26 protein-coding genes are annotated in these 22,660 nt (G+C 68.6%); 16 read left to right on the forward strand and 10 right to left on the reverse strand.

The features are described 5' to 3' along the window. Positions 1 to 38 precede the first annotated feature (38 nt). Positions 39 to 893, forward strand: a complete 855-nt coding sequence (locus ACIQF0_RS21495) for a phosphatidate cytidylyltransferase (RefSeq protein WP_360047339.1) — start codon at positions 39 to 41, stop codon at positions 891 to 893. 8 nt (positions 894 to 901) lie between these two features. Here ACIQF0_RS21495 and ACIQF0_RS21500 read toward each other — a convergent pair whose 3' ends face one another. Continuing rightward, entirely contained in the window at positions 902 to 1,720 is an 819-nt protein-coding gene (locus ACIQF0_RS21500; RefSeq protein ID WP_360047338.1) for a VOC family protein, read from the reverse strand. A gap of 95 nt (positions 1,721 to 1,815) precedes the next feature. Between ACIQF0_RS21500 and ACIQF0_RS21505 the strand changes: the two genes are divergently transcribed. Together ACIQF0_RS21505 and ACIQF0_RS21510 are read left to right on the forward strand one after the other, a co-directional pair. Then, positions 1,816 to 2,559, forward strand: a complete 744-nt coding sequence (locus ACIQF0_RS21505; protein WP_401031751.1) for a class I SAM-dependent methyltransferase — start codon at positions 1,816 to 1,818, stop codon at positions 2,557 to 2,559. 21 nt (positions 2,560 to 2,580) lie between these two features. Further along, positions 2,581 to 3,558 (forward strand): aldo/keto reductase, encoded by a 978-nt coding sequence (locus ACIQF0_RS21510; RefSeq protein WP_401031754.1) that lies wholly within the window; start codon positions 2,581 to 2,583, stop codon positions 3,556 to 3,558. 1 nt (position 3,559) lies between these two features. Here the strand turns inward: ACIQF0_RS21510 and ACIQF0_RS21515 are convergent, their stop codons facing one another. After that, positions 3,560 to 4,063: a PadR family transcriptional regulator gene (locus tag ACIQF0_RS21515; RefSeq protein ID WP_401031757.1), complete on the reverse strand. Its 504-nt coding sequence runs from the start codon at positions 4,061 to 4,063 to the stop codon at positions 3,560 to 3,562. A 77-nt stretch (positions 4,064 to 4,140) separates the two neighbouring features. On the opposite strand from ACIQF0_RS21515, the gene rlmN reads away from it, so the two are divergent. From rlmN to ACIQF0_RS21530, 3 genes are read left to right on the forward strand one after another with little or no spacing between them, the layout of a single operon-like run. Next, positions 4,141 to 5,247 carry a 23S rRNA (adenine(2503)-C(2))-methyltransferase RlmN gene (gene rlmN, locus ACIQF0_RS21520; protein WP_401031760.1) on the forward strand — a complete coding sequence of 369 codons (1,107 nt, stop codon included), beginning with the start codon at positions 4,141 to 4,143 and terminating at the stop codon, positions 5,245 to 5,247. A 44-nt stretch (positions 5,248 to 5,291) separates the two neighbouring features. Continuing rightward, the gene (locus ACIQF0_RS21525) at positions 5,292 to 5,933 is read left to right on the forward strand and encodes a hypothetical protein (RefSeq protein ID WP_401031763.1); all 642 of its coding nucleotides are present in this window, start codon (positions 5,292 to 5,294) and stop codon (positions 5,931 to 5,933) included. A 23-nt stretch (positions 5,934 to 5,956) separates the two neighbouring features. Continuing rightward, positions 5,957 to 6,379, forward strand: coding sequence for a hypothetical protein (locus ACIQF0_RS21530; protein ID WP_401031766.1), 423 nt, complete (start codon positions 5,957 to 5,959; stop codon positions 6,377 to 6,379). Here ACIQF0_RS21530 and ACIQF0_RS21535 read toward each other — a convergent pair. Together ACIQF0_RS21535 and ACIQF0_RS21540 are read right to left on the reverse strand one after the other, a co-directional pair. Continuing rightward, on the reverse strand, positions 6,376 to 6,867 hold the full coding sequence (locus ACIQF0_RS21535; protein ID WP_401031768.1) for a beta-class carbonic anhydrase: 492 nt from the start codon (positions 6,865 to 6,867) through the stop codon (positions 6,376 to 6,378). The two genes, ACIQF0_RS21530 and ACIQF0_RS21535, sit on opposite strands and share 4 nt — an antisense overlap. A 117-nt stretch (positions 6,868 to 6,984) precedes the next feature. Then, positions 6,985 to 8,178, reverse strand: coding sequence for a ricin-type beta-trefoil lectin domain protein (locus ACIQF0_RS21540; RefSeq protein WP_401031771.1), 1,194 nt, complete (start codon positions 8,176 to 8,178; stop codon positions 6,985 to 6,987). A gap of 136 nt (positions 8,179 to 8,314) precedes the next feature. On the opposite strand from ACIQF0_RS21540, the gene ACIQF0_RS21545 reads away from it, so the two are divergent. After that, positions 8,315 to 9,871, forward strand: a complete 1,557-nt coding sequence (locus tag ACIQF0_RS21545) for a serine/threonine-protein kinase (RefSeq protein ID WP_401031772.1) — start codon at positions 8,315 to 8,317, stop codon at positions 9,869 to 9,871. Here ACIQF0_RS21545 and ACIQF0_RS21550 read toward each other — a convergent pair. After that, positions 9,861 to 10,223 (reverse strand): winged helix-turn-helix transcriptional regulator, encoded by a 363-nt coding sequence (locus ACIQF0_RS21550; RefSeq protein ID WP_401032800.1) that lies wholly within the window; start codon positions 10,221 to 10,223, stop codon positions 9,861 to 9,863. The two genes, ACIQF0_RS21545 and ACIQF0_RS21550, sit on opposite strands and share 11 nt — an antisense overlap. 103 nt (positions 10,224 to 10,326) lie before the next feature. Between ACIQF0_RS21550 and ACIQF0_RS21555 the strand changes: the two genes are divergently transcribed. After that, positions 10,327 to 11,226, forward strand: coding sequence for an NADP-dependent oxidoreductase (locus ACIQF0_RS21555; protein ID WP_401031775.1), 900 nt, complete (start codon positions 10,327 to 10,329; stop codon positions 11,224 to 11,226). Here ACIQF0_RS21555 and ACIQF0_RS21560 read toward each other — a convergent pair. After that, entirely contained in the window at positions 11,223 to 11,480 is a 258-nt protein-coding gene (locus ACIQF0_RS21560) for a DUF2631 domain-containing protein (RefSeq protein ID WP_360047324.1), read from the reverse strand. The genes ACIQF0_RS21555 and ACIQF0_RS21560 overlap by 4 nt on opposite strands. A gap of 155 nt (positions 11,481 to 11,635) precedes the next feature. On the opposite strand from ACIQF0_RS21560, the gene ACIQF0_RS21565 reads away from it, so the two are divergent. Then, positions 11,636 to 12,775: an ABC transporter ATP-binding protein gene (locus tag ACIQF0_RS21565; protein ID WP_401031779.1), complete on the forward strand. Its 1,140-nt coding sequence runs from the start codon at positions 11,636 to 11,638 to the stop codon at positions 12,773 to 12,775. Then, positions 12,768 to 13,901, forward strand: a complete 1,134-nt coding sequence (locus ACIQF0_RS21570; protein ID WP_401031782.1) for a spermidine/putrescine ABC transporter substrate-binding protein — start codon at positions 12,768 to 12,770, stop codon at positions 13,899 to 13,901. The genes ACIQF0_RS21565 and ACIQF0_RS21570 overlap by 8 nt, the downstream gene beginning before the upstream one ends. Here ACIQF0_RS21570 and ACIQF0_RS21575 read toward each other — a convergent pair. Then, on the reverse strand, positions 13,888 to 15,000 hold the full coding sequence (locus ACIQF0_RS21575) for a cytochrome P450 (protein WP_401031785.1): 1,113 nt from the start codon (positions 14,998 to 15,000) through the stop codon (positions 13,888 to 13,890). The genes ACIQF0_RS21570 and ACIQF0_RS21575 overlap by 14 nt on opposite strands. Then, on the reverse strand, positions 14,975 to 15,514 hold the full coding sequence (locus tag ACIQF0_RS21580; RefSeq protein WP_401031787.1) for a TetR/AcrR family transcriptional regulator: 540 nt from the start codon (positions 15,512 to 15,514) through the stop codon (positions 14,975 to 14,977). Before ACIQF0_RS21580 ends, ACIQF0_RS21575 begins: the two co-directional genes overlap by 26 nt. A gap of 55 nt (positions 15,515 to 15,569) precedes the next feature. Between ACIQF0_RS21580 and ACIQF0_RS21585 the strand changes: the two genes are divergently transcribed. From ACIQF0_RS21585 to ACIQF0_RS21595, 3 genes are all read left to right on the forward strand, one after another. After that, positions 15,570 to 16,409 (forward strand): ABC transporter permease, encoded by an 840-nt coding sequence (locus ACIQF0_RS21585; protein ID WP_401031790.1) that lies wholly within the window; start codon positions 15,570 to 15,572, stop codon positions 16,407 to 16,409. Further along, entirely contained in the window at positions 16,406 to 17,212 is an 807-nt protein-coding gene (locus ACIQF0_RS21590) for an ABC transporter permease (RefSeq protein WP_401031793.1), read from the forward strand. Before ACIQF0_RS21585 ends, ACIQF0_RS21590 begins: the two co-directional genes overlap by 4 nt. Positions 17,213 to 17,289: 77 nt before the next feature. Further along, positions 17,290 to 18,099, forward strand: a complete 810-nt coding sequence (locus tag ACIQF0_RS21595) for an ArsR/SmtB family transcription factor (protein WP_401031795.1) — start codon at positions 17,290 to 17,292, stop codon at positions 18,097 to 18,099. Positions 18,100 to 18,166: 67 nt separating this feature from the next. Here the strand turns inward: ACIQF0_RS21595 and ACIQF0_RS21600 are convergent, their stop codons facing one another. Continuing rightward, positions 18,167 to 18,628: a hypothetical protein gene (locus ACIQF0_RS21600; RefSeq protein ID WP_360047316.1), complete on the reverse strand. Its 462-nt coding sequence runs from the start codon at positions 18,626 to 18,628 to the stop codon at positions 18,167 to 18,169. Between the two features lie 185 nt (positions 18,629 to 18,813). Between ACIQF0_RS21600 and ACIQF0_RS21605 the strand changes: the two genes are divergently transcribed. Next, complete coding sequence (locus tag ACIQF0_RS21605; protein ID WP_401031800.1) at positions 18,814 to 20,418, forward strand: sensor histidine kinase; 1,605 nt, start codon at positions 18,814 to 18,816, stop codon at positions 20,416 to 20,418. Next, a complete protein-coding gene (locus tag ACIQF0_RS21610) occupies positions 20,415 to 21,065 on the forward strand; it encodes a response regulator transcription factor (RefSeq protein WP_030479625.1) in 651 nt (216 codons plus the stop codon). The genes ACIQF0_RS21605 and ACIQF0_RS21610 overlap by 4 nt, the downstream gene beginning before the upstream one ends. A gap of 60 nt (positions 21,066 to 21,125) precedes the next feature. On the opposite strand, the gene ACIQF0_RS21615 is transcribed toward ACIQF0_RS21610, so the two are convergent. Continuing rightward, positions 21,126 to 21,392 carry a GlsB/YeaQ/YmgE family stress response membrane protein gene (locus tag ACIQF0_RS21615; RefSeq protein ID WP_191303020.1) on the reverse strand — a complete coding sequence of 89 codons (267 nt, stop codon included), beginning with the start codon at positions 21,390 to 21,392 and terminating at the stop codon, positions 21,126 to 21,128. A gap of 135 nt (positions 21,393 to 21,527) precedes the next feature. On the opposite strand from ACIQF0_RS21615, the gene dxr reads away from it, so the two are divergent. Beyond that, complete coding sequence (dxr, locus tag ACIQF0_RS21620; RefSeq protein ID WP_401031804.1) at positions 21,528 to 22,658, forward strand: 1-deoxy-D-xylulose-5-phosphate reductoisomerase; 1,131 nt, start codon at positions 21,528 to 21,530, stop codon at positions 22,656 to 22,658. Positions 22,659 to 22,660: the final 2 nt, after the last annotated feature.

A 22,660-nucleotide genomic window follows, 5' to 3' on the forward strand; every position in this document is an offset into this window, starting at 1 on the left:
GCCGCAGGCGTGATTGCCCAGGCCGGGCGGAGGTCTCGATGGGAGCACAGGTGGCAGGCGGTCCCGCGGACGTCCCCACGTCCAAGCCGTCGCGCGCGGGTCGTGACCTGCGCGCGGCGATCCTGGTCGGGGTCGGCCTCGGCGCCCTGATCCTGGTGTCGTTGCTGACCGTCAAGGAGACCTTCATCGGCATCGTCGCGGCTGCCGCGGCGGTGTCGACGTGGGAGATCACGAACGCCTTCAAGAAGGCCGGCATCAACGTCGCCCTGTGGCCCGCGTTGATCGGCGGCCAGGCGATCATCTGGCTGTCGTGGCCGCTGGAGCGCTCCGGCATGATGACCGCGTTCGTGGTCACCGTGCTGGTGTGCATGATCTGGCGGTTCCGCGGCGGCTCGGACGGCTACCTGCGCGACCTGAGCGCGTCGGTGTTCACCGTCGCGTACATCCCGTTGTTCGCGGCGTTCGCGGCCATGCTCGTCGTTCCCGAGGACGGTGCGGGCCGCGCGTTCGCGTTCATCATCGGAGTCGTGCTCTCGGACGTCGGCGGCTACGCGGCCGGTGTCTTCCTCGGCAAGCACCCGATGGCACCGACGATCAGCCCGAAGAAGTCCTGGGAGGGCTTCGCGGGCTCGCTGACCGCCGGTGCGGTCGGCGGCGCGATCACGGTGACGACGCTGCTCGACGGCCAGTGGTGGCAGGGCGCGCTGTTCGGTGCCGTGCTCGTCGTCACGGCCACCGCGGGCGACCTGGTCGAGTCGCTGATCAAGCGCGACCTCGGCATCAAGGACATGGGCACGCTGCTGCCCGGCCACGGCGGCCTGATGGACCGGATGGACTCGCTCCTCCCGTCCGCCGTCGCCTCCTGGCTGCTGCTGCACCTCTTCGTGCAGTAGTCAGGCGTTCAGTCGTCGAACGGGTCGTCCACCTCGCTGCGCGGCTCGGCTTCGATGACGCGGGACTGGTCGATCACGGAGAAGGCCATTCCCGCGTGGTCCTCGACCACGGTGATGCGTCCGAACGGGGTGTCGTAGGGCTCGACGGTCACCCGGCCGCCCAGTTCCAGCACCCGGTAGGCCACCGAGTCGGTGCCGATCTCGGGCGCGGCGTTGAAGTAGACCATCCAGTGGGAGCGCTCTCCGTAGGGGAACTCGCGCCCCATCTTCTGCCGGCCGATCACCTCGGTGCCCTCGACGGACCACGACGCGTAGTCCAGCCGGTGCCCGTCGCCGATCTGCGTGATGTCGTAGTGGCACAGCTCGCCGAAGAACTCGTCGGCCGCCGCGCCGTCACGGGTGTTCAGCTCGGCCCACGCGTAGGCGCCGTGGCCGCCAGTGCCGAACCGCCAGTCCGGTGGCACGTGCCGGAACCCGACGACGGCGCCGGTCGGGTCCTCGATCACCGTGCTCTGCGTGTGGTCGGCGGCGTCCTCCGGGTTGCGCAGCACCGATCCGCCGAGGTGGAAAGCCTTCTCCGCGGTCGCGCGCGCATGGGGCGTGACCAGGTACAACCGCCACGCGTCCGGTTCACCCTGCGGCAGTCCGGCGACGGGGATGCCGTCCACCATCGCCACGGTGTAGCCGTCGTCGTCGGCGTAGTGCCAGCCGAACAGGCCGGTGTAGAACTCGATCGCGGCCTTGAGGTCGTCGACGGATCTTTCGACCCAGCACGGACTTCCGGACAGCAACGGCGCGAGCTGGGGCGTGTTGGGCGCGATCGACACTGCCGCCTCCTGCAGGGAAAGAAGTGCCACAACGCTACGCCGTAGCTGGACGAATTCGAACGGTCATCGGCAAATGGAGGCCCTACAGTGTCTTCGTGAGGGGATTCGTGCGAGCGGCGCTGAACGCGGTGCGTCCGGCGGAAGTCGTGCCCAGTCCGAACATCTGGCACTGGCCTGACGTCTACGAGGTCGAAAACCGCGCGCAGGACGTCCACGGCGCGATTTGGGCGGCGTTAAGCGAAGAATGTCCGTTTGGCGGCCGGGACGTGGTGGACGTCGGCTGCGGCGACGGATTCCATTTGCCGCTGATCGCTCGCGCCGCGAAGTCCGTCACGGGCGTGGAACCGCACCCGCCTCTGGTCGTCCGGGCCAGGCAGCGGACGGCCGGCTTGGCCAATGCGCGTGTCGTTTCCGGTCCCGCGCAACGACTTCCGCTCGACGACGCCTCCGCCGACGTCGTGCACGCCCGCACCGCCTACTTCTTCGGAGCGGGCTGCGAACCGGGACTGCGCGAAACGGACCGCGTGCTGCGGCCGGGCGGCGTGCTCGCGATCGTGGACCTGGACGGCTCGGCCGATCCGTACGGCCCCTGGCTGCGCGCCGACGAGCCGCGCTACGACCCGGCCGTGGTCGAGAAGTTCTTCGCGGACAACGGGTTCTCGCTGCGACGCGTCACGGCGGAGTGGCGGTTCGAGAAGCGGGAGGACCTGGAGGCCGTGCTGCGCATCGAGTTCTCCGCGAAGGTCGCCGAACGGGCGATCGCCTCCGTGAACGGACTGAGTTTTCCGGTCGGCTACCGCGTGCACGTCCGGCGCAAGCCGAAAGGGCTGATCGTGTGATCCGCGACTAGGCTTCGGTTCGTGGAGAAGCGAAACGCAGGCAGGTTGAACCGCCAGGTCGGCGTCGTGGGACTGGGCTGCTGGCAGCTCGGCGCGGACTGGGGCGAGGTGGACGAGAGCGACGCGCTCGCGTTGCTGCACGCCGCGGCCGACACGGGGGTCGACTTCTTCGACACCGCCGACGTGTACGGCGACGGTCGTAGTGAGACGCTCGTCGGGCGGTTCCTCAAGGAGCGCAAGGACGACGGGATCTTCGTCGCCACGAAGATGGGGCGGCGGCTGCCGGCGCAGGTCGCGGAGGGGTACAGCCGGGAGAACTTCCTCGCGTGGAACGACCGGAGCCGCCGCAATCTGGGCGTCGACACGTTGGATCTCGTGCAGCTGCACTGCCCGCCCACCGCGGTGTACAGCCGTGACGAGGTGTACGACACCTTGGACGAGATGGTTGAGCAGCAACGGATTGCCGCCTATGGCGTGTCGGTGGAGAAGGTCGAGGAGGCGCTGGAGGCGATCAGGCGTCCGCACGTGGCCAGCGTGCAGATCATCCTGAACGCGTTCCGGCTCAAGCCTCTCGAGGAGGTGCTGCCCCAGGCCGCGCAGGCGGGGGTCGCGATCATCGCGCGGGTGCCGCTCGCGTCCGGGTTGCTGACCGGGAAGTACGACAGGGCGACGACTTTCGGTGCGGATGATCACCGCAACTACAACCGCAACGGCGAGGCCTTCGACGTCGGCGAGACCTTCTCCGGGGTTCCCTACGAGGTGGGCCTGGAGGCGGTGGAACGCCTGCGGCCGCTGGTGCCTGAAGGTGTCACGATGGCGCAGTTCGCGCTCAGGTGGATCGTGGACCAGTCCGGCGTCACGGTGGTGATTCCCGGTGCTCGCAACGTGGAGCAGGCTCGGGCGAACTCGCAGGCCGCCGGGTTGCGACCGGTGGACGGCAAGGCCGTCGCGGCGGTGTACGACGAGCTGATCCGGCCGCACGTGCACGACCGGTGGTAGGTCACTCCTCGGCGAGGATCGCGTACAGCTTGCGGCGCAGCTCGTTGTAGTGCTCGGCGGCGCGGGTCTTCTGCTCGGGCGTGCCCGCGTGGGAGATCTGCTCCATCGCGGCGCCGAGCAGCCGGACCGCTGTGCGCAGTTCGCCGTCGACCGGGTCGAGCTGGATGTCGATGTCGTTCCAGGGCGGGGCCGTGTGCTCCGCCCTGCCGTGCTCGGTCAGCGTGAACAGCTTCTTGCCTCCTTCTTCCAGTGCGGAGACGAGGCCTTCGTCGGCGAGCATCTGCAGCGTCGGGTAGACCGAGCCGGGGCTCGGGCTCCACACGCCGCCGGTGCGCTTGGCGATCTCCTGAATGATCTCGTAGCCGTGCATCGGCCGTTCTGCCAGCAAGGACAGAACCGCCGCCCGGACGTTGCCGCGCCTCTGGCGGCCGCCCCTGCCGCCGCCCCCGAAGGGACCGCGGCGATGCCTGTGGTGGTGCTCTCTGTGGTGTGGTTTCATCATCATGTCGCTAACGATATATCGGAATCTATCGCGATGCAACGGTCTTGTGTTGGTGAAGTTCGTGGGACACTAGATGTGCTATGACCTCGCTTCCCCTTGTCTTCGACGCGCCCAAGCGCGGCCTGCCGCCGCGCCACCTGGTCGACCTCTCGCCCGCCCAACGCGCGGAAGCCGTTGCGGCCCTGGGGGAGAAGCCGTTCCGGGCGAAGCAGCTGTCGAACCACTACTTCAGCCGCCTGACCGTCGACCCCGCCGAGATGACCGACATCCCGGCCACCACGCGCGACAAGCTCGTCGCCGACCTGATGCCGCCGTTGTTCACGGTCGTGCGCAAGGTCACGGCAGACGAGGGCGCGACGTCGAAGACCCTGCTGCGCGCGCACGACGGCACGCTCATCGAGTCCGTGCTGATGCGCTACCCGGACCGCGCGACGCTGTGCATCTCGTCGCAGGCCGGCTGCGGCATGGCGTGCCCGTTCTGCGCCACCGGCCAGGGCGGCCTGCAGCGCAACCTGTCGACCGCGGAGATCGTGGACCAGGTGCGTCTCGGCGCCGCCGCCATGCGTGACGGCGACCTGCCCGGCGGCCCCGGCCGGCTGTCGAACATCGTGTTCATGGGCATGGGCGAGCCGCTCGCGAACTACAAGCGCATCCTCGAGGCCGTCCACCGCATCTGCGACCCGGCGCCGGACGGCCTGGGCATCTCGCAGCGCCACGTGACGGTGTCGACGGTCGGCCTCGTGCCCGCGATCAAGAAGCTGACCGAGGAGAACCTCCAGGTCCGCCTCGCCGTGTCGCTGCACACGCCGGACGACGAGCTGCGTGACACGCTGGTACCGGTCAACACCAAGTGGAACGTCGCCGAGGTGCTCGAAGCGGCGCGTGCCTACGCGGACAAGACCGGACGCCGCGTGTCCATCGAGTACGCGCTGATCCGCGACATCAACGACCAGGGCTGGCGGGCGGATCTTCTCGGCAAGAAGCTGCGCAAGTACCTGGGGCAGCTCGTGCACGTGAACCTGATCCCGCTGAACCCGACGCCGGGCAGCAAGTGGGACGCGTCGCCGAAGCCGGTGGAGCGGGAGTTCGTGCGGCGCGTGCGTGAGCAGGGTGTCGAGTGCACCGTGCGGGACACGCGTGGGCAGGAGATCGCGGCCGCCTGCGGCCAGCTCGCCGCCGAAGGCTGAAATCGGTCGCCACGGCCCGGTGGTGAGTTCTAGCGTTTCCCGCGATGAAACTCGAGGGGGAACGCTGGCGCACGCTCGTCAGCACGGTGAGGCTGGGGCGGGACGAGTACCGGGTGGTGCGGCCGGCCCGGCCGTTGAAGCATGCGCCGCTGTACGAGGGGTACGCGGGCGTTGAGTCGTGTGTGGACAAGGATGCGGCCCGCACCATCGCCATGGCTTGGGCGTTTGCGATGCGGTCGCCGCGCACGTTGGTCTACCTGCCGTTGAAGCAGACCAGTACCGAGTGTGCGCGCAGCGACGGGCCGTTCCTGGATCTGGTGCTGTTGCACCACAGCCTGGGGTTTCGGCTGTCGGAGTGGAAGGACGTGCGGGCCAGGCTTCGGGGTGGGCGGCCGCACACCGTTGTCTGCCAAGGGTTCGGGCGGGAGCCCGACTACGACCGGCGGTACGACCGGGAGAACCGGGACCTGTTGCGTGGTGAGGTCGTGGCCGAGACCGTGTTCGTCGTGGGGAGCGCGCCTGCCTTCCACCTCGGGGGACACCGCCTGCGGGAGCTGGTCGAGGACGGTCCCCGGTACATGCACGAGAACCCCGGAGGGCACTGCTGCGCCGAGATCACCGAGGATCGGCGGCACTGGGAGTGGCTGCACGTGATGTACTGCGACGATCATCGCGTGCACGTCTGAGGGGACTTGAAACCGTGGGAGTGATGTACGACTACTTCGTCGCGCCGTCGGACGAGCTCGCGGCCGCCACGATCGACGGCGGGCCGGTGAACAGTCCGTTCAGGACGGTCGAGACCAAGTCGCTCGATCCCGTCGTGGTGATGGGGCAACTGGAGGAGCTGCTCACCGGCCGGCCCTACGACGAGGTGTTCGAGGACCCGCGGTGTGGTCACGACCTGGCGATCGAGGATGACGGTGAGGTGCTGGTCCTCACCGTCACCGACGGGCTCAGGGACGGGCTCGCCGCGGCCGGTGGGCTGTACGAGATCGCGGCGGCCTGGGCGAAGATCGAAGAGCTGGAGGGGTTCGATCCCGTCGTTCTGGCCGACGTCCTGGGGCAGCTTCGAGACTTGGCCGCGGAGGCCGTCAAGAACGAGGAACGGCTCTACTGCTGGGTGTGCGTCTAGGGCTTCACCTCGGTCAGCACGCCGGTGGCCACGTCGAAGACGAAGCCGCGTACGGAGTCCTTCACCGGCACGAACGGGTTGCCGGTGATGCGCGCGAGTGACTGGCGCACGTCCTCCTCCAGGTCGCCGAACGCCTCGGCGGACCAGGCGGGCTTGATGCCAACCTCGTCCTGGATCGAGCGCTTGAACTCGTCGTCGGTGAACGTCAGCATGCCGCAGTCGGTGTGGTGGATGAGGATGATCTCGCGCGTGCCGAGCAGGCGCTGGCTGATGGCGAGCGAACGGATCTCGTCCTCGGTCACGACGCCGCCGGCGTTGCGGATGACGTGCGCCTCGCCCTCCTGAAGCCCCAGCACGCGGTACACGTCGATGCGGGCGTCCATGCACGCCAGTACGGCCACGTGCTTGGCCGGTGGCAGCGGGAGCGGGCCGGAGAACTGGGCGGCGTACGAAGCGTTGTTGGCGAGCAGTTCGTCGGTCACCGACATGGTTCATGTCCTCTCACCTGGATGTATAGGTGAGCAAACTGTTGTATGCGCATACCTGCAACCGCGCCCGAAAGGTGAGAAAGGCCCCCACTCAGACACAAGCGGGGGCCGACACATCTACAGCTGCCAGTTCTGGTTCGCACCACCCGTGCACGTCCAGATGTTCAGCTTCGTGCCGTCAGCGGAGGAGTTGCCGACCGCGTCGAGGCACTTGCCGGACTGCGGGTTGCGCAACGTGGTGCCGACGCGCGACCACACCTGGGCGCCGGTTCCGTTGCACGTCCACAGGTGCACGACCGTCCCGTCCGCAACGCCGGACCCGTTGACGTCCATGCACTTTCCCAAGGCGCGCAACGTGTCCCCGACGCGCGACCACTGCTGGGCGCCACTGCCGTTGCAGCCCCAGAGCTGGATCGCGGTGCCGTCGGCGGTGCCGGAGTTGCTGATGTCGACGCACTTCCCGCCGATGCCCACGATCGCGCCGGACCCCGACGAGGTCAGGAACTGACTGCGCGCCACGTTCCAGTGCGTCGCCAGGTACGAACCAGAAGCGGGGTTGGTGTGGAAGTAGTCGTCACCGCCGCAGTCGAGCTGGTTCTCCGGGGCGCCAGGGCAGACGTTCACCAGGCCGCCGGGCGGGTTCGGGATGCCGCCGTCGTTGTAACACATGATGTCCTGGTCGTCCCAGCAGTGACCGAACGCCGTGGAGTGCGGTGCCGAACGCTGCACGGCGCCCAGCGTGTGCAGCAGTTCGTGGCCACTGGCCTGCCACGTCCAGCAGCCCGTTCCCACTGCGGCGTAAGAAGGTCCGGAGTTGTAGCCGTTCTCAGCGCCGGGCCGGTCGTCGCCCGGCGCGCCCCACGCCACGCCGCAGCCGTCGGAGTCGTGCCAGAACAGGTACTTGCGATCAGTGCGGTTGTAGCCACGAGCAGCCAGCTGATCCGCGACGGCCGAAGGGGAGGACATCGCCGACTGAGAAACGACAACGTTGTCCACCTTCGCGCGGCAGTCGGCCTGCGTCACGAAACGCACGTGCCGAACGCCGCCGCCCAGGCGTGAAGCGGCCTCGACGAACGAGTTGTCGATCTGGTCGGCGAACGTCTGGAACTGACCCACGAGCTGCGGATACCGGTCCGCGGACTGGTCGCCGCGCACGTACACGGCCTGAACGCGCTTGCCGCTCACGCCGTCGCCTTCACACACGACGGACTGGACCGAAAAACCGGGGGAAGGCTGCCGGAACTCGTCCGGCAGGTCGTCCACGATGGGACTGAGCAGGGACAACGCCACGAGCAACACGCCAAAAGACATGAGAGACCGCCTTCAACGCGATGACAGGGAAGCGGTCTAGACCATCTCGAACGGTAGCGAACCCGGCACGCACTGTCAGCGGACAGAACCGGACAGGAAACCGGACGGCACGGGCGTCCGGCTACCATGCGGCCTCGTGGGGGAAGAGACAAGGCTGGTCGCGGGCAGATACGCGACGCTCAGAGAGCTGGGCCGGGGCGGCATGGGGGTCGTCTGGCTCGCCGAGGACCGGGTCATCGGACGGCAGGTCGCGCTCAAGGAGCTGCGGACCACCGAGACCGAGCGGGTGCTCCGGGAGGCCCGCACGGCAGGCCGCCTGAACAGTCCGAACGTCGTCGGCATCTACGACGTCATCGTCGAGCACGGCGCGACGTACCTGGTCATGGAGCTCGTCGAGGCGCCCACGCTCTCCGAGGTCATGACCCGCAGGGCCCTCACCGAGGACGAGGTAGCGGACATCGGTCTGCAGACGCTCAACGCGCTCGAAGCGGCGCACGCGGCGGGCATCGTGCACCGGGACGTCAAGCCCAGCAACATCATGGTGCTGCCCGACGGACGTGTGAAGCTCGCCGACTTCGGCATCGCCCGCGCGATGGACGATCCGGGACTGACCGCGACCGGCGGCATCATGGGTTCGCCCGGCTACATGGCGCCGGAGTTGTTCGCGGGCAAGCAGCCGTCACCGGCGAGCGACCTGTGGGCGTTGGGCGCCACCATGTTCCACGCGATCGAGGGCCGTTCGCCGTTCCAGCGCGACACGACCGCGGCCACCATGCACGCGATCATGTACGAGGAGCCGGTCCTGCACCGGACCAGGGGCCCGCTCGCCGACACGATCATGGCGCTGCTCAGCCAGGACGACACCCGCCGGCTCACGGCCGCCCAACTGCGGGAACGACTCAGCGGTGCCACCACCACGGTCAAGCCGCTGACGCCGTCCGAGCAGACCGTCGTCATCGAACCGGTCACGAGCTACGTCACGCCGAACACGCCGACGCACGCGGACTGGGACGAGAAACCCAGGTCCCGCAAGAAGATCGGTGTGTTCGCCGGTGCCGCGGCCGTGCTCGTGGTGATCGCGCTCGTCGCCGTGTTCCTGCTCAAACCCGATGCCCAGAAGGGGATCGCCGCCGCCCAGCAGAACATCGGCGCGACGACCACCACGGCCTCGTCGTCGAGCGAGGCGCCGAGCAGCAGTTCCGCCGCCCCGAGCAGCAGCCAGGCGTCGAGCTCCGCGCCGTCGAGCGCCTCGAAGCCGACCCAGGCGCAGGCCCTGCCTCCGCAGACGACGCAGCCGAAGCCGGAGCGCAAGACGGTCGCGATCACCCGCTACATCAAGCAGGGCACGCCGTTCCACTTCAGCGGAGTGCCGGGCGCGGGGCCTCCCGCGGGGTTCACCGCCGAGAACACCGGAGGGCTCGGCAGGCTGCTGGTGAACCCGGAACCGGGGACCAAACCGCTGGTCGCGTGCCGCGTGAAGGGCTCGGGCGACCACATGACGTCACCGTGGCCGGACTGCGAAGGGCACGACAAGCTCTGGGACCTCGGCTACGTCTTCAACGACAAGCCGGCCGACGTCCCCGCGTTGCAGCTGTACCGCTGCATCTTCGAGGGCGCGCACTTCGACTCGCTCGACCCGAAGTGCGAGGGCCAGAAGCCGGAGTGGTCCTACGGCTGGGTCGTCACCGGCTAGTGGCGGGTTCCAGGCCGACGGGTTCGGAACTGTCGAACGTCTCGCGCGCCTCGGCCACGGACTCGTAGTTCTTCTGCGCCCACAACCGCAGCGCGGCCAGCGGCTCGGTGACGCTGCGCCCGAGTTCGGTCAGTTCGTACTCGACGCGCAACGGCACCGAGGGGTAGACCGTGCGCGTGACGAGCCCATCGCGCTCCAACGTGCGCAACGTCTGCGTGAGCATCTTCTGGCTGACGCCCTCCAGCCGGCGCTTGAGCTCACCGAACCGCTTGGGCCCGTCCTCGAGGTCACCGATCACCAGCGCCGTCCACTTCGACGCGACCATGTCCAGCAGGTCGCGGCACGGACACATCTTGAGATAAACGTCCCTGATCACAGCTAGTTTCTATCAGGTACCTAGTGCACAAGATAGTGCCTAATTGCGAAGGGTGACCAACTCTCCCATGCTTGACAGCATGCGAGCGATCATCCAGAACGAGTTCGGCGGCCCTCTCACCCTCGGCGACGTGTCCAAGCCCGCGCCGCTTCCGACGGAGGTCCTGGTCAGGGTGCACGCGGCCGGCGTCAACCCGGTCGACTGGAAGACCCGCGCCGGCAGCGGCATGGCCGGGATGCAGACCTTGCCGTTCATCAACGGCTGGGACGTCTCCGGTGTGGTCGAGGAGGTCGGTTTCGGCGTCACGACCCTCAAGCCCGGTGACGAGGTCTACGGCATGCCGTGGTTCCCGCGCGCCGCGAGCGCCTACGCCGAGTACGTCACCGCGCCATCCCGCCACTTCGCGAAGAAGCCGAAGAGCCTCACCCACGTCGAGGCGGCCGCACTCCCGCTGGCCGCGCTCACCGCATGGCAGGTCCTCGTCGACACGGCGGACGTGCAGCCGGGGCAGAAGGTGCTGATCACGGCCGCGGGCGGCGGCGTCGGCCACCTCGCGGTCCAGATCGCGAAGGCGCGTGGCGCGTACGTCATCGGCACCGCGCGTGAGCCCAAGCACGCGTTCCTGAAGGAGATCGGCGCCGACGAGGTGATCGACTACACGGTGGGCGACTACGCCGGGACTGACGTCGACGTGTTCGTCGATCTCGTCGGCGGCTCGTCACCGGAGTCGGTGCGGCCCGGTGGGTTGTTCGTCGGCGTGCCGTCCGGAGTGGACAGGCCGATGCGCGACGACATCAGGACCAGTCCGATCCTGGTCGAACCCGACCGCGCGGGCCTGGAGGCGATCGCGGCGCTGGTCGAGTCGGGCGAGCTCAAGGTGCACGTCGACGCGACGTTCCCCCTGGAAGACGCCGGAAAAGCACATGCCCTGGGCGAGACGGGCCGCACCCAGGGCAAGATCGTGCTCGAGACGCTCTAGCGGCGCCAGGACGTGCGGCGGCGAGCCGTGTCCCACACCAGGAACGCGATGATCGTGACGCCGGTGGCGATGAGGAAGATGTTCTCGGTCTTACCGTGGTGGTTGCCGATCAGCATCAGGAAGCAGAAGCCCGCCGAGAGCCAGCCCGCGATGCGGGTGCCCTTGGGGAACGTGCCGTGCCAGCCCCACTCGTGCGACGGTTCCTCGTGAGGGTCGACGGCAGGACGCTTGTCCAGTTCCGAGGACGTAGCCACGGTTTCCTCCACTGCTCATCCGGATTACGAGGTCATCGTCGCACATGACGACGAGCACGGAGGTGTGAGGTCGCGCGCGCACGACTGACGAGCGAGGTCGGACGGGTTTAGGCTCTTCGAGGCCTACCCGTTCGATCTTGCGAAGGCGCCTCGACTTGACCGGCTTCTCTCCCGCCGAGGCCTCCACCCCGGACACGTTCGCCCCCGTCGAGATCGGTCTCCACGGTGTGCGCAAGCGCTTCTCCGACCAGGTGGCGGTCGACGGCGTCTCGCTGAACGTCCACGAGGGCGAGTTCTTCTCGGTGCTCGGCCCGTCGGGCTGCGGCAAGACCACGGTCCTGCGCATGATCGCCGGTTTCGTCGACCCGGACGAGGGCCGCATCGAGCTCGACGGCAACGACATGGTGGGCGTCCCTCCCTATCGGCGGGACGTCAACACCGTCTTCCAGTCGTACGCGCTGTTCCCGCACATGTCGGTGTGGGACAACGTCGCGTACGGCCTCAAGCGCAAGAAGATCCGCGGCGACGAGCTGAAGAAACGCGTCGGCGAGCACCTCGAGCTCGTGCGGTTGTCGCAGTTCGCCAAGCGCAGGCCCACGCAGCTCTCCGGTGGTCAGCAGCAGCGCGTCGCCATCGCCCGTGCGCTCGCCGCCGGTCCGCAACTGCTTCTGCTCGACGAACCGCTCGGCGCGCTGGACGCCAAGCTCCGCAAGGAGTTGCAGATCGAGCTGATGCGCATCCAGCGCGAGGTCGGCACGACGTTCCTCTACGTCACGCACGACCAGGAAGAGGCACTGGTCCTCTCGCACCGCATCGCCGTGATGAACGCGGGCAAGATCGAGCAGGTCGGCTACCCCGAGGACGTCTACGAACGGCCCGCGACCCGGTTCGTCGCCGGGTTCATCGGCACGTCCAACATCCTCGACGCCGAGGTGTCCGGTGTGGACGGTGAGTTCGCCGCGCTGACGGCTCCCGGCGCCACGAACCTGCGCGCCAAGTTCTCCGGCGGCATCAGCCACGGCAAGAAGGTCGCCGCGACGGTGCGGCCGGAGAAGGTGCACCTGTTCAACGAGACCGCCGAGCCGCCGACGGGCTGGTGCGTGCTCCAAGGCGTCGTTCAGGACGTCGTCTACACGGGCGTGTCCACGCAGTTCGTGGTCGACACCCCTGGTGGCGTGCTCACGGCGTTCGTGCAGAACGCCCAGCGCATCGACGACGCGGGCGCGCCCGGCCAGACCGTGCGGATGGCCTGGGACCCCGAGTTCACCGTGCTGCTGGAGTCGGGCGATGGCTGAGCAGGTACGGATCGCCCGGCTGTGGGACGTCGACAGCCCTCGGGTGACCCGCCGCACGATGCTGGGCTCGATGGCGTTCTTCGCGCTCGCCGCCTGCGCGGTCGGCCCCGCGCCCACGAACACCGGCGGTCCGAGCGAGGGCAGGGCGGTCAACCTGACCGACGAGCCCAAGCTCAACTTCTACAACTGGACCGACTACATCGCGCCGGAGACGCTGCCGGGCTTCACGGCCGTGAGCGGCATCGAGGTCACGTACGACAACTTCTCCACCAACGACGAGATGGAAGCCAAGATCGCGTCCGGTCAAGCGGGCTACGACCTGGTGGTGCCGAGCGACAACTTCCTGCGCCGGTTCCTGCGCTCCGGCCTGCTCCAGCCGCTCGACCACGACGCGATCGGCAACCTGCGCAACCTGGAGCAGCGGTTCGCCGAGGCCGAGTACGACCCCGGCAACCGGTACTCGGTGCCGTGGGCATGGGGCACCACGGGCCTGGCGTACTCGAAGTCGCAGATCGGTGGCGAGGTCACCGGGTTCGACGCCTTCGACCTGCCGAACGCGCAGGGCCGCAGTTCGATCCTCGACGAGGCCCGCGACGGCATGGCGATCGGACTGCTCAAGCTCGGCCACGATCCGAACACCACTGACGCGAAGCAGATCGACGACGCGGCGAACTTCCTGCTGTCGTTGAAGAAGAAGCTCGGCCAGATCACCTCCGACGTGATCGAACCGCTGACCTCGGGCCAGGTGCGGCTCGCGCAGTCGTACTCCGGCGACGCTTTCCAGGCGCGTGCCGCCAACGACGACATCGGGTACGCCATCCCGACCGAGGGAGGACTGTCCTACGTGGACCTGCTCGTCATCCCGAAGGACGCGCCGCACGCCGCGAACGCGCACCGGTTCATCGACTACGTCCTCGGCGCGGAAGCGGGTGCGGCGCTGTCCAACGCCGTCCGGTACGGCAGCCCCAACGCGGCCGCGAAGCCGTTGATCGACAAGGAACTGCTGAACGACCCGGTGGTCTACCCGCCGGAGGACCAGCTGAAGAGACTCCCGTTCACCAAGGACCTCGGCGGCGACGCCGAAGCGCTCTACGCCGACGCGTGGACGAAGGTCAAGACCGGCTGACGGGGAACGACTTCATCCCGCGGATCACCACCGAGTCGCGAAACCGGACCGGACCCGTCTGCCGCAGCTCGGGCATCCGGCGGGCCAGCGCGCGGAACGCCACCTCGCCCTCCATGCGGGCGAGCGTCGCGCCCAGGCAGTAGTGGATGCCGCTGGAGAACGCGAGGTGCTCCGGCTTGTGCACGCGCATCACGTCGAACTTGTGCGGCTCCGGGTAGACCTCCGGGTCGCGGTTCGCGGCGGCGAGCAGCAGCGTCACGACCTCGTCCTTGCCTATCCGGTGGACCTGCTCGTGCGCGATCCGGCTGGTCATGTGCACCGGCGGCGCCCACCGCAGCGTCTCCTCGACCACCGCGGACGCGAGTTCCGGGTTGGCCTGGAAGAGCTTCCACTGCGACGGGTGGTCGAGCAGCGCGCGCGTGCCGTTGCCGATCAGGTTGACCGTGGTCTCGAAGCCCGCGACCAGCAGCAACACCAAGGTGCTGAGCATCTCCTGCGGGACGAGCTTCTTCTCGGCCTCGGCGGCGATCAGGGAACTGATCACGTCGTCACCCGGCGTCCGGCGGCGTTGCGCGATGAGCCGGTCGAACAGTTCGAGCACCTTGTCGTTGGCGTCGGCCATCTCCGGGGTGACGCCGGAGTCGATCGACGCGGCGACGAGCGCGCCGTAGTCCGCGAACTCGGCCGTGTCGGCGTCCGGGACGCCCAGCAGGTCGCTGATCACCGAGATCGGCAGCGGCGCCGCGAAGTCCTCGATCAGGTCGAACTCGTCGCGGTCGAGCAGCGCGTCGGCGACCTTCTCGACGCGCGAGCGGTACTCGTTGATCTTCTTCGGGCTGAACGCCGGCGTCGCGATCCTGCGCAGCCGGGTGTGGTCCGGCGGGTCGGCTTCCAGGAACGACTCGGCCAGCAGACTGCCGTTGGCCGGACGGCTCCCGTCGGAGAACCGCATGCCGAACCGCCGGTCGCGCAGGATCGTGTTGGCCACCGAGTGGCTCGTCGTGAACCAGAGGCCACCGTCACCGCTCAGCGGCCCGAGCGCGCGCATCCGTTCGTAGATCGGGTTCGGGTCTTCATGTGCGGTCAACTGCTCGAACATCACTTACCCCCTCGAACACCGTGGTCAGCACGAACCGGGGAGCGTCCAGCGGCGCGAGACGGCCGTCGCTGATCGCCTCCCAGGCGTTGAAGAGCCCGGCGTAGAGGGTGTTGAGGATCCACCACGCGGGCAGGTCGCGGCGCAGCTTGGAGCCCTGCAGCCGGGTGATCAGGTCGAGCACGGGCCGGTCCATCTCGCGGATGCGGGTGGCCAGCTCCTCGTCGTGGTCGAGGCCGGGGAAGCGGAGCAGGAACTCCACCCGCGGGCCGAGCGCGACCAGGCGCGTCATGAGGTCTTCCAGTGCGTCGTCGCTGCCGAAGTCGACGTGGCACGCCACCGAGTCGATCAGGTCCAGCGCGTCGCTCGCGAGGGCGCGGACCAGTGCCGTCCGGGTGGGAAAGCGCTTGTGGAGTGTGGTCCTGCCGACACCGGCGGCCCGCGCTACGTCGCCCAGGGACGCGGTCGGGTCCTTGAGCAGCACGGATGTCGCCGTCTGCAGCAGGTGAACACTCATGTTCACAACGGTACACAGATGTTCGCCCGGGTAGGTGGTGGCAGGATGTGGATCCGTGCTTCGACGCTGGCTGAAGGCCAACGCCCTCCTCGCCCCGACCGGGCTCTGGCTGGGGTTCTTCCTGATCGCGCCGCTCGTCGTGGTCGTCGAGTTCAGCTTCGCGACCCGCAACACCGGGGTCGCCCGCGCGGTGCTGCCGTGGACGGCGCAGGCGTACCTGACGGCGCTGGACCCGGCGTTCCTGCCGATCTTCGGACGGACCCTGCTCTACGCCGGCGCCACGACCGTCGCCTGTCTGCTGCTCGGTTTCCCGCTGGCGTGGTTCATCGCGCGGCACGGCGGCCGGTACCGCACGGCGTTGCTCGCGGCGGTGCTGATCCCGTTCTGGTCGAGCTACCTCGCGCGGATCTACGCGTGGAAGGCGCTGCTGGACGGCGAAGGGCTCGTGAACACCGTGCTCGGGTGGGTCGGGCTGGACCGTGACGGTGGATTCCTGCTCACGCACGGAGCGGTGGTTCTCGGGCTGACGTACGGCTTTCTGCCGTTCATGGTGTTGCCGCTGTACGTGGCGTGCGAGCGGTTCGACGTCCGGTTGATGGAGGCGTCGTACGACCTCGGGCACGGGCGCGTGTCGACGTTCTTCCGCGTGGTGCTGCCGGGGGTTCTGAGCGGTGTGCTGGCCGGGTCGTTGCTGGTGCTGGTGCCCGCGGCCGGTGACTTCGTGACGCCGAAGCTGCTCGGCGGGGTCGAGCAGTCGACGTTCGGGTCGGTGATCGACGACCAGTTCCGCGGCGGCAACAACTGGCCGCTGGGTTCGGCGATGGCCGTGCTGCTGCTCGTGCTGGTGGTGTTCGTGCTCGTGCTGCGCGGGCGGCGTGGGGAGGACGTGCTGTGAACCGTCGTCCGTGGGCGCTCGGCGCTGTCGTGGCCCTGGTCTTCCTGTTCTTGTACGCACCGATCGCGTGGCTCGCCATCGCGTCGTTCAACTCGTCGCGGTCGTTGTCGCGGATCAGCGGGTTCTCGTTGCAGTGGTACGCGGAACTGCTCGACGACACGCGCGTCTTCGCGTCGTTGCAGCTGACCTTGCAACTGGCGCTGGCGTCGGCGGCGATCTCCACGGTGATCGGGACGCTGGCGGCGTTCGGACTGCGCCGCGCGTTTCCCGGCCGCGGGCTGTGGACGGTGCTGCTGTCGCTGCCGTTGGTGGTGCCCGAGGTCGTCATGGGTGTGGCGATGCTGGGGTTCTTCGTTCGGCTCGCCGGGATTCCACTCGGGTTCGGTGCGCTGTTGTTCGCGCACGTGGCGTTCTCGCTGAGCTTCGTGGTCGTGGTGGTGCGGTCGCGGGTGTCCGGAATGGACGTTCGGATGGAGGAGGCCGCGGCCGATCTCGGGGCGTCGCCGTTCGTGGCCTTCCGGACCGTGACGCTGCCGCTGGTGGCGCCCGCGGTGGTGGCGGGGGCGGCGTTCGCGTTCCTGCTGTCGTTCGACGACGTGGTGATCTCGTCGTACCTGACCGGCGTCGGATCGACGACGTTGCCGGTGTTCGTCTACGCGCAGGCGTCGAAGCGCGGGATCTCGCCGGAGATCGTGGCGCTGTCGACGTTGATGGTGACCGCGACGGCACTGCTTTTGATCATCGGTGTGGTCATCGCGTCGTGGCGCGCTCGCAAGGCGGGGGCTGTCGCTCGGCTGGCCTAACTTCCCGCCAGGGCTGTATCTCCGCCTCGGCGCGGACGACTTCTCCAGTGGAGGCCAGTTCCTTGGGGGAGGACGACGTGCCGCAGCTGCACATCCATTTCACTGATCGGGACGTCGCGCACACGCGGTTGAAACTGGAAACCGACCTGATGTGGGAGATCGCCGGGAGCGTCCAGGTCCTGCAACACGGTGAGGGCGCTCTGTGCTTCGGTCCATGGCGTCGCCACGTGCGCGCGCTCGCCGCACACGACCGGGACCTGCGGAGCGCGCTGCACACCCTGCTCGAAGATCTGCCTCGCGTCGACCAGAGCGCTGTGCGCCAGGCTTTGCGGGTCTACCGCAGCCGCGCGATCGAGCCGTACCTGCCGATCATCGAGGGCGGGCTGTGCACCGACGCGGCGGTCAGGATCCACCAGTACCTGCACCGCGGCCCGGAAGGACTGCTGAGCACGCTCGGGGCCGCCACCCGCTGGCATCCGCCCGTGCTGTCCGTCGACCACCCGCACGACCGGGTCCTGCGTCTCGACGGACGGGGTCTCACGTTGATCCCCTGTTATTTCGCCCCGCACCACCCGGTGGCCCTGGCCGATCCGCCGGCGCTGGTCTTCCCGATCCGGACCGAGTCCCGCCTGCCGCCCGGCGGGCGCGCGGGCGGTGACCAGCTGACCGCACTGCTGGGCGCCACCAGGGCGTCGATCCTGCGGTCGGTGGTCGGCGGGAGCACCACCACCAGGCTGGCGAGGCTGGTGGGCGTCGCCCCCGCCACGGTGAGCCATCACACCGGCGTGCTGCGCGAGGCTGGCCTCATCGCGACCGAACGCGAGGAGAACTTCGCCCTGCATCTGATCACCCCGCTGGGACTGCGGATGCTCGCCGCGGAGCGCTGAACGCGACCGAGGGCCGCCGCGACGAGCGTCCATTCCGGACACCGGCGCGACGGCCCTCGGCTTCAGATCACCAGCAGGTGTTCCCGGTGACCCACTTGTGGGAGCGGATCAGCACGTTCGGGAAGTTCGGAGCCTCCGCGCCTCGCACGACGTAGTACGCGACGCTCCCGGTGTAGTTCGCGCCCGGATACAGGCACACCCTGGCGTAGGCCGTGCTGGCCCCGGCGTTCTCGACGGCACGCACCGCGCGGGAACCCGACCAGGAACACCGGATGTCCCCGCCCTGCCAGTCGGGGTCGGCGACGCCCCAGCTGCAGCGGCTGCTGCTGCCGTCACCGACCGGCCACGCGCACATGTTGCCGCTGCCGCACGACAAGGCCTGAGCCGAGACGTCGGGCACCGGCGCGCCCACCTCCGCCGGACCGCTCAGATTGATCTCGGCCGGCTTCGCGACCGCTGCTGACGTCGTCCCCAGCAACGTCATCAGCGCCAAGGCGGCGGCGAACAGCACACACAACGCTTTTCTCATGTTTCCCCCTGAGATTGATGTGCAGGGGGCGGAGCATGCCGAGACGATCATGGGTGGAACGGGTACTTCGAACCTCGTCTAAGGGGTTCCACGCGACCTGGATCGACCGCGGCGTCAACTTTCGTCGTGTGAATTCGATACTCCAGCGTGCCGCGCGGACGTGGGACGTCTCGTAGCTTGAGGGCGTGATTACTGCTGTGCGGGCCAGGGCCGAGGCGTTCCGCGCCGACACCCTGGCCCGGTTCCGGGCGCTGACGCCGGTGCGGCTCATCGGCGACCTGCTCGTCGTGGTCGGCGCGATCCTGCTGGACGTGTGGCCGGGGCCGTGGGCCGAGGCGAAGGCGACGGGCTGGACGATCGTCGCGTACGCCGCCGTCTACGTCGTGCTGCTGCCGCTGCGGCACCTGTTCCCGGCGACGGCCATGATCGCCGGCGCGGCGATCCCGTTCCTCGGACCGGCGATCATGGTCGTGCTGAGCTACACGGCCGGCCGCCGGCTCGAGTCGTGGGTCAAGGCGGTCGTGTCGACCACGCTCACGTTCATCGTCGTCGTGCTGCTGTGGGACTGGGACTCCCGGCCGCTCGACATCGAACCCGTCTACGGGATGCTGATCCTGGTCACGATCTTCGGCGTGGGCGTGGCCCTGCCGTTCCTCGTCGGGCGGTATCTGGCGCAACGCGAGGCGCTGATCCAGGCCATGCAGGACCGCGAGGCCCGCATGCGCGGCGAGCACAAGATGCTGTCGCGGCAGGTCCGTCTGCGCGAACGCAGCCGCATCGCCCAGGACATGCACGACAGCCTCGGCCACCGGCTGTCGCTGATCTCCGTGCACGCCGGCGCGCTGGCGCTGGACCCGTCGCTGGGGGACAAGCAGCGCGAGGCGATCGGGGTGCTGCGCTCGGCCGCGTTGACCGGCATGGGGGAGCTGCGGTCGATCATCGGCGTGCTGCGGGCAGAAGACGGTCCCGACGACGACCCCGCGACACGGACCGCGGAGTCCATCGACTCGTTGGTGAGCGACGCGCGCAAGGCCGGTGTTCTGGTCAGTCTGGTGCGCGGCGGGCAGGCACACCCGTTGCCGTCACGTGTCTCTCACGCCGCCTATCGCGTGGCGCAGGAAGGCCTGACCAACGCCGCCAAGCACGCGCCGGGCGCCGCGGTGCAGGTGACGGTGAAGTACGAGCCGGACGCCCTGGTCGTGGAGGTGCGGAACAACCCGTCGCGCAACGGCTCCCCGGTCCAGGAGCCGGGCGTCGGGCTGATCGGCCTCACCGAACGCGTCCGCGTGGCCGGCGGAATCCTGCACGTCGGCGCGCTGCCGTCCGGTGGCTTCCGGATCGCCGCCGTGCTGCCGTACGAGGAGACGCCGCTCCCGGACGAGCCCGAGGACGAGCAGGACGAGACCGAGTCGCCGCGCGGCATCCGCAAATGGGCGGGCGTCGGCTCCATCGCGGGCGCGTCCCTGGTGCTGACGACCATCATCGGCGGCTTCACCTACCTCGGCGCGCAGCCGGTGACCGAGGTCGTGTCGCAGGAGAACCTCGACCGGATCCAGGAGGGCCAGTCCGAGGCCGACGTGCTCGCGTTGCTCCCGGCAGGCGACGAACCCCTGGTGGCGGACGGCGAACGCAAGTCGCAGGCCGGCCCCGAACCGCCAGGCGCGCGCTGCGTCTACCACATCACCGACGAGCAGTCGTACCTCGCGAAGGGCACCCGAGTGGTGCGTTTCTGCTTCCGAGACGGCAAGCTGGTCGAGAAGAAGATCCACGTGCAGAGGACAGGTCAATGATCCGGGTGCTCATCGCCGACGACGAGCCGCTGATGCGCGCCGGCATCAAGGCCATCCTCGGCACCGCCGACGACATCGAGCTCGTGGCGGAGGCAGGCGACGGCCGCGAGGCGCTGCAGATCGTCCGCGAGCGCCGAGTCGACGTGGCCGTGCTCGACATCCGCATGCCCCGCATGGACGGCCTCGCGTGCGCCAAGGAACTGCGCGTCGTCGCACCGTCCGTGCGCGTCGTCATGCTGACGACGTTCGGCGAGGACGACAACATCGTGCGCGCGCTGTCCGACGGTGCCGCTGGGTTTCTCTTGAAGGACTCCGCACCCGAGGAACTTCTCCGCGCCGTGCGTGCCGTCAACAACGGCGAGGCCTACCTCTCGCCGATGGTCACCTCACGCGTCGTCGGCATGGTGGCGACCTCCGGCCAGCCGAAGCGGCAGGAGGCCCAGAAGGCCGTCGAGGGGCTGACCGACCGCGAGGTCGAGGTGCTCGCGCTGCTCGGGCAGGGCATGTCGAACGCCGACGTCGGCGCGAAGCTGCACATGTCGGAGGCGACGGTGAAGACGTACGTGTCGCGGTTGCTGGCCAAGCTGGGGCTCACGAACCGGGTGCAGGCTGCCCTGCTGGCTCGGGACGCGGGCATCGCGACCTGACCTAGCACAAACGAAAAGGCCGTTCGGGTGTCACCCGAACGGCCTCAAACGTCAGTACGGCTAAGCGTGACTGCGTCGACCCGTGACCAGGCGGTAGATGCCCAGCAGGATCAACGATCCGACGATGGCCAGCAGCCAGGTCCGGAGATCGAAGAACGAGCCCAGATCGGTCCCGAACACCGCAGATCCGATGAATCCGCCCAAGATCGCGCCGACGATGCCGATCAGCATCGTGATGATGATTCCGCCCGGGTCCTTGCCCGGCATGATGGCCTTGGCAATGGCTCCGGCAAGCAGACCGAGCACGATCCATCCGAGGATGCCCACGGAGAGTCTCCTTCCAACGACTTGACGTCGGAGGAATGCCCTCGAACTGGCGACTTCACACCTTCAAGACCACTCCGTTATCAAAGTAACGGGCTGTGCCGGGCTCTCAGGCACTCTCCGGAACAATGAGGGGCGATGAGTACTCCACGCACTGTCCTGATCCTGGGCTCGACCGGCTCTGTCGGCACCCAGGCGCTCGACGTCATCCGGCGCAACCGCGACCGCTTCAAGGTCGTCGGACTCGGCGCGGGTGGACGTCAGCTCGACCTGCTCGCGGAGCAGGCGGCGGAGTTCGACGTGAAGACGGTCGCCGTGGCCAACGGCGCCGAGGTGCCCGGTGTCAGGACGCTGACCAGCATGGTCGACCTGATCGAGGCGGCGCCCGCGGACGTCGTCCTCAACGGCATGGACGGGTCCAGGGGGCTGGAGCCGTCGTTGAAGGCCCTGGAGACCGGGGCCGTGCTCGCGCTCGCGAACAAGGAGTCGCTCATCGCGGGCGGGGCGCTCGTGCTGAAGGCGGCCAAGCCCGACCAGATCGTGCCGGTCGACTCCGAGCACTCGGCGCTCGCGCAGTGCCTTCGCGGTGGCACCCAGAACGAGGTGCACAAGCTGGTGCTCACGGCCTCCGGCGGGCCGTTTCGCGGGAAGAGCCGCAAAGAGCTCGAGGCCATCACCGTGCAGCAGGCGATGGCGCACCCGACCTGGTCGATGGGCCAGGTCGTCACGATCAACTCGGCGAACCTGGTCAACAAGGGCCTGGAGCTGATCGAGGCGCACCTGCTGTTCGGGGTCCCCTACGACCGCGTCGACGTCGTGGTGCACCCTCAGTCCATCATCCACTCCATGGTCACCTTCACGGACGGCTCGACGCTCGCGCAGGCGTCGCCTCCGGACATGCGGCTGCCGATCTCACTGGGGCTGGGGTGGCCCGAGCGCGTCGCGGGTGCCGCGTCCGCCTGTACCTTTGACACCGCCACCTCGTGGACGTTCGAACCCCTGGACAGCGTCACGTTCCCGGCGGTCGAGCTCGCGCGGCAGGCAGGCACCACCGGTGGTTGCCTGCCTGCGATCTACAACGCCGCGAACGAGGAGGCACTCGCCTCCTTCGTCGCCGGCGACACGTCGTTCCTGTCGATCGTGGACACCATCGGCCAGGTTCTCGGCGAGGCGAATGACTGGCAGAACGACCCCGCGGACGTCGCGGAGGTCCTGGCCGCCGAGGACTGGGCACGCGCACGTGCCCGCGAGCTGGTTGGAAGGAACTGAGC

The sequence above is a fragment of the Lentzea sp. NPDC092896 genome (genome assembly GCF_044754905.1).
Lineage (GTDB): Bacteria > Actinomycetota > Actinomycetes > Mycobacteriales > Pseudonocardiaceae > Lentzea.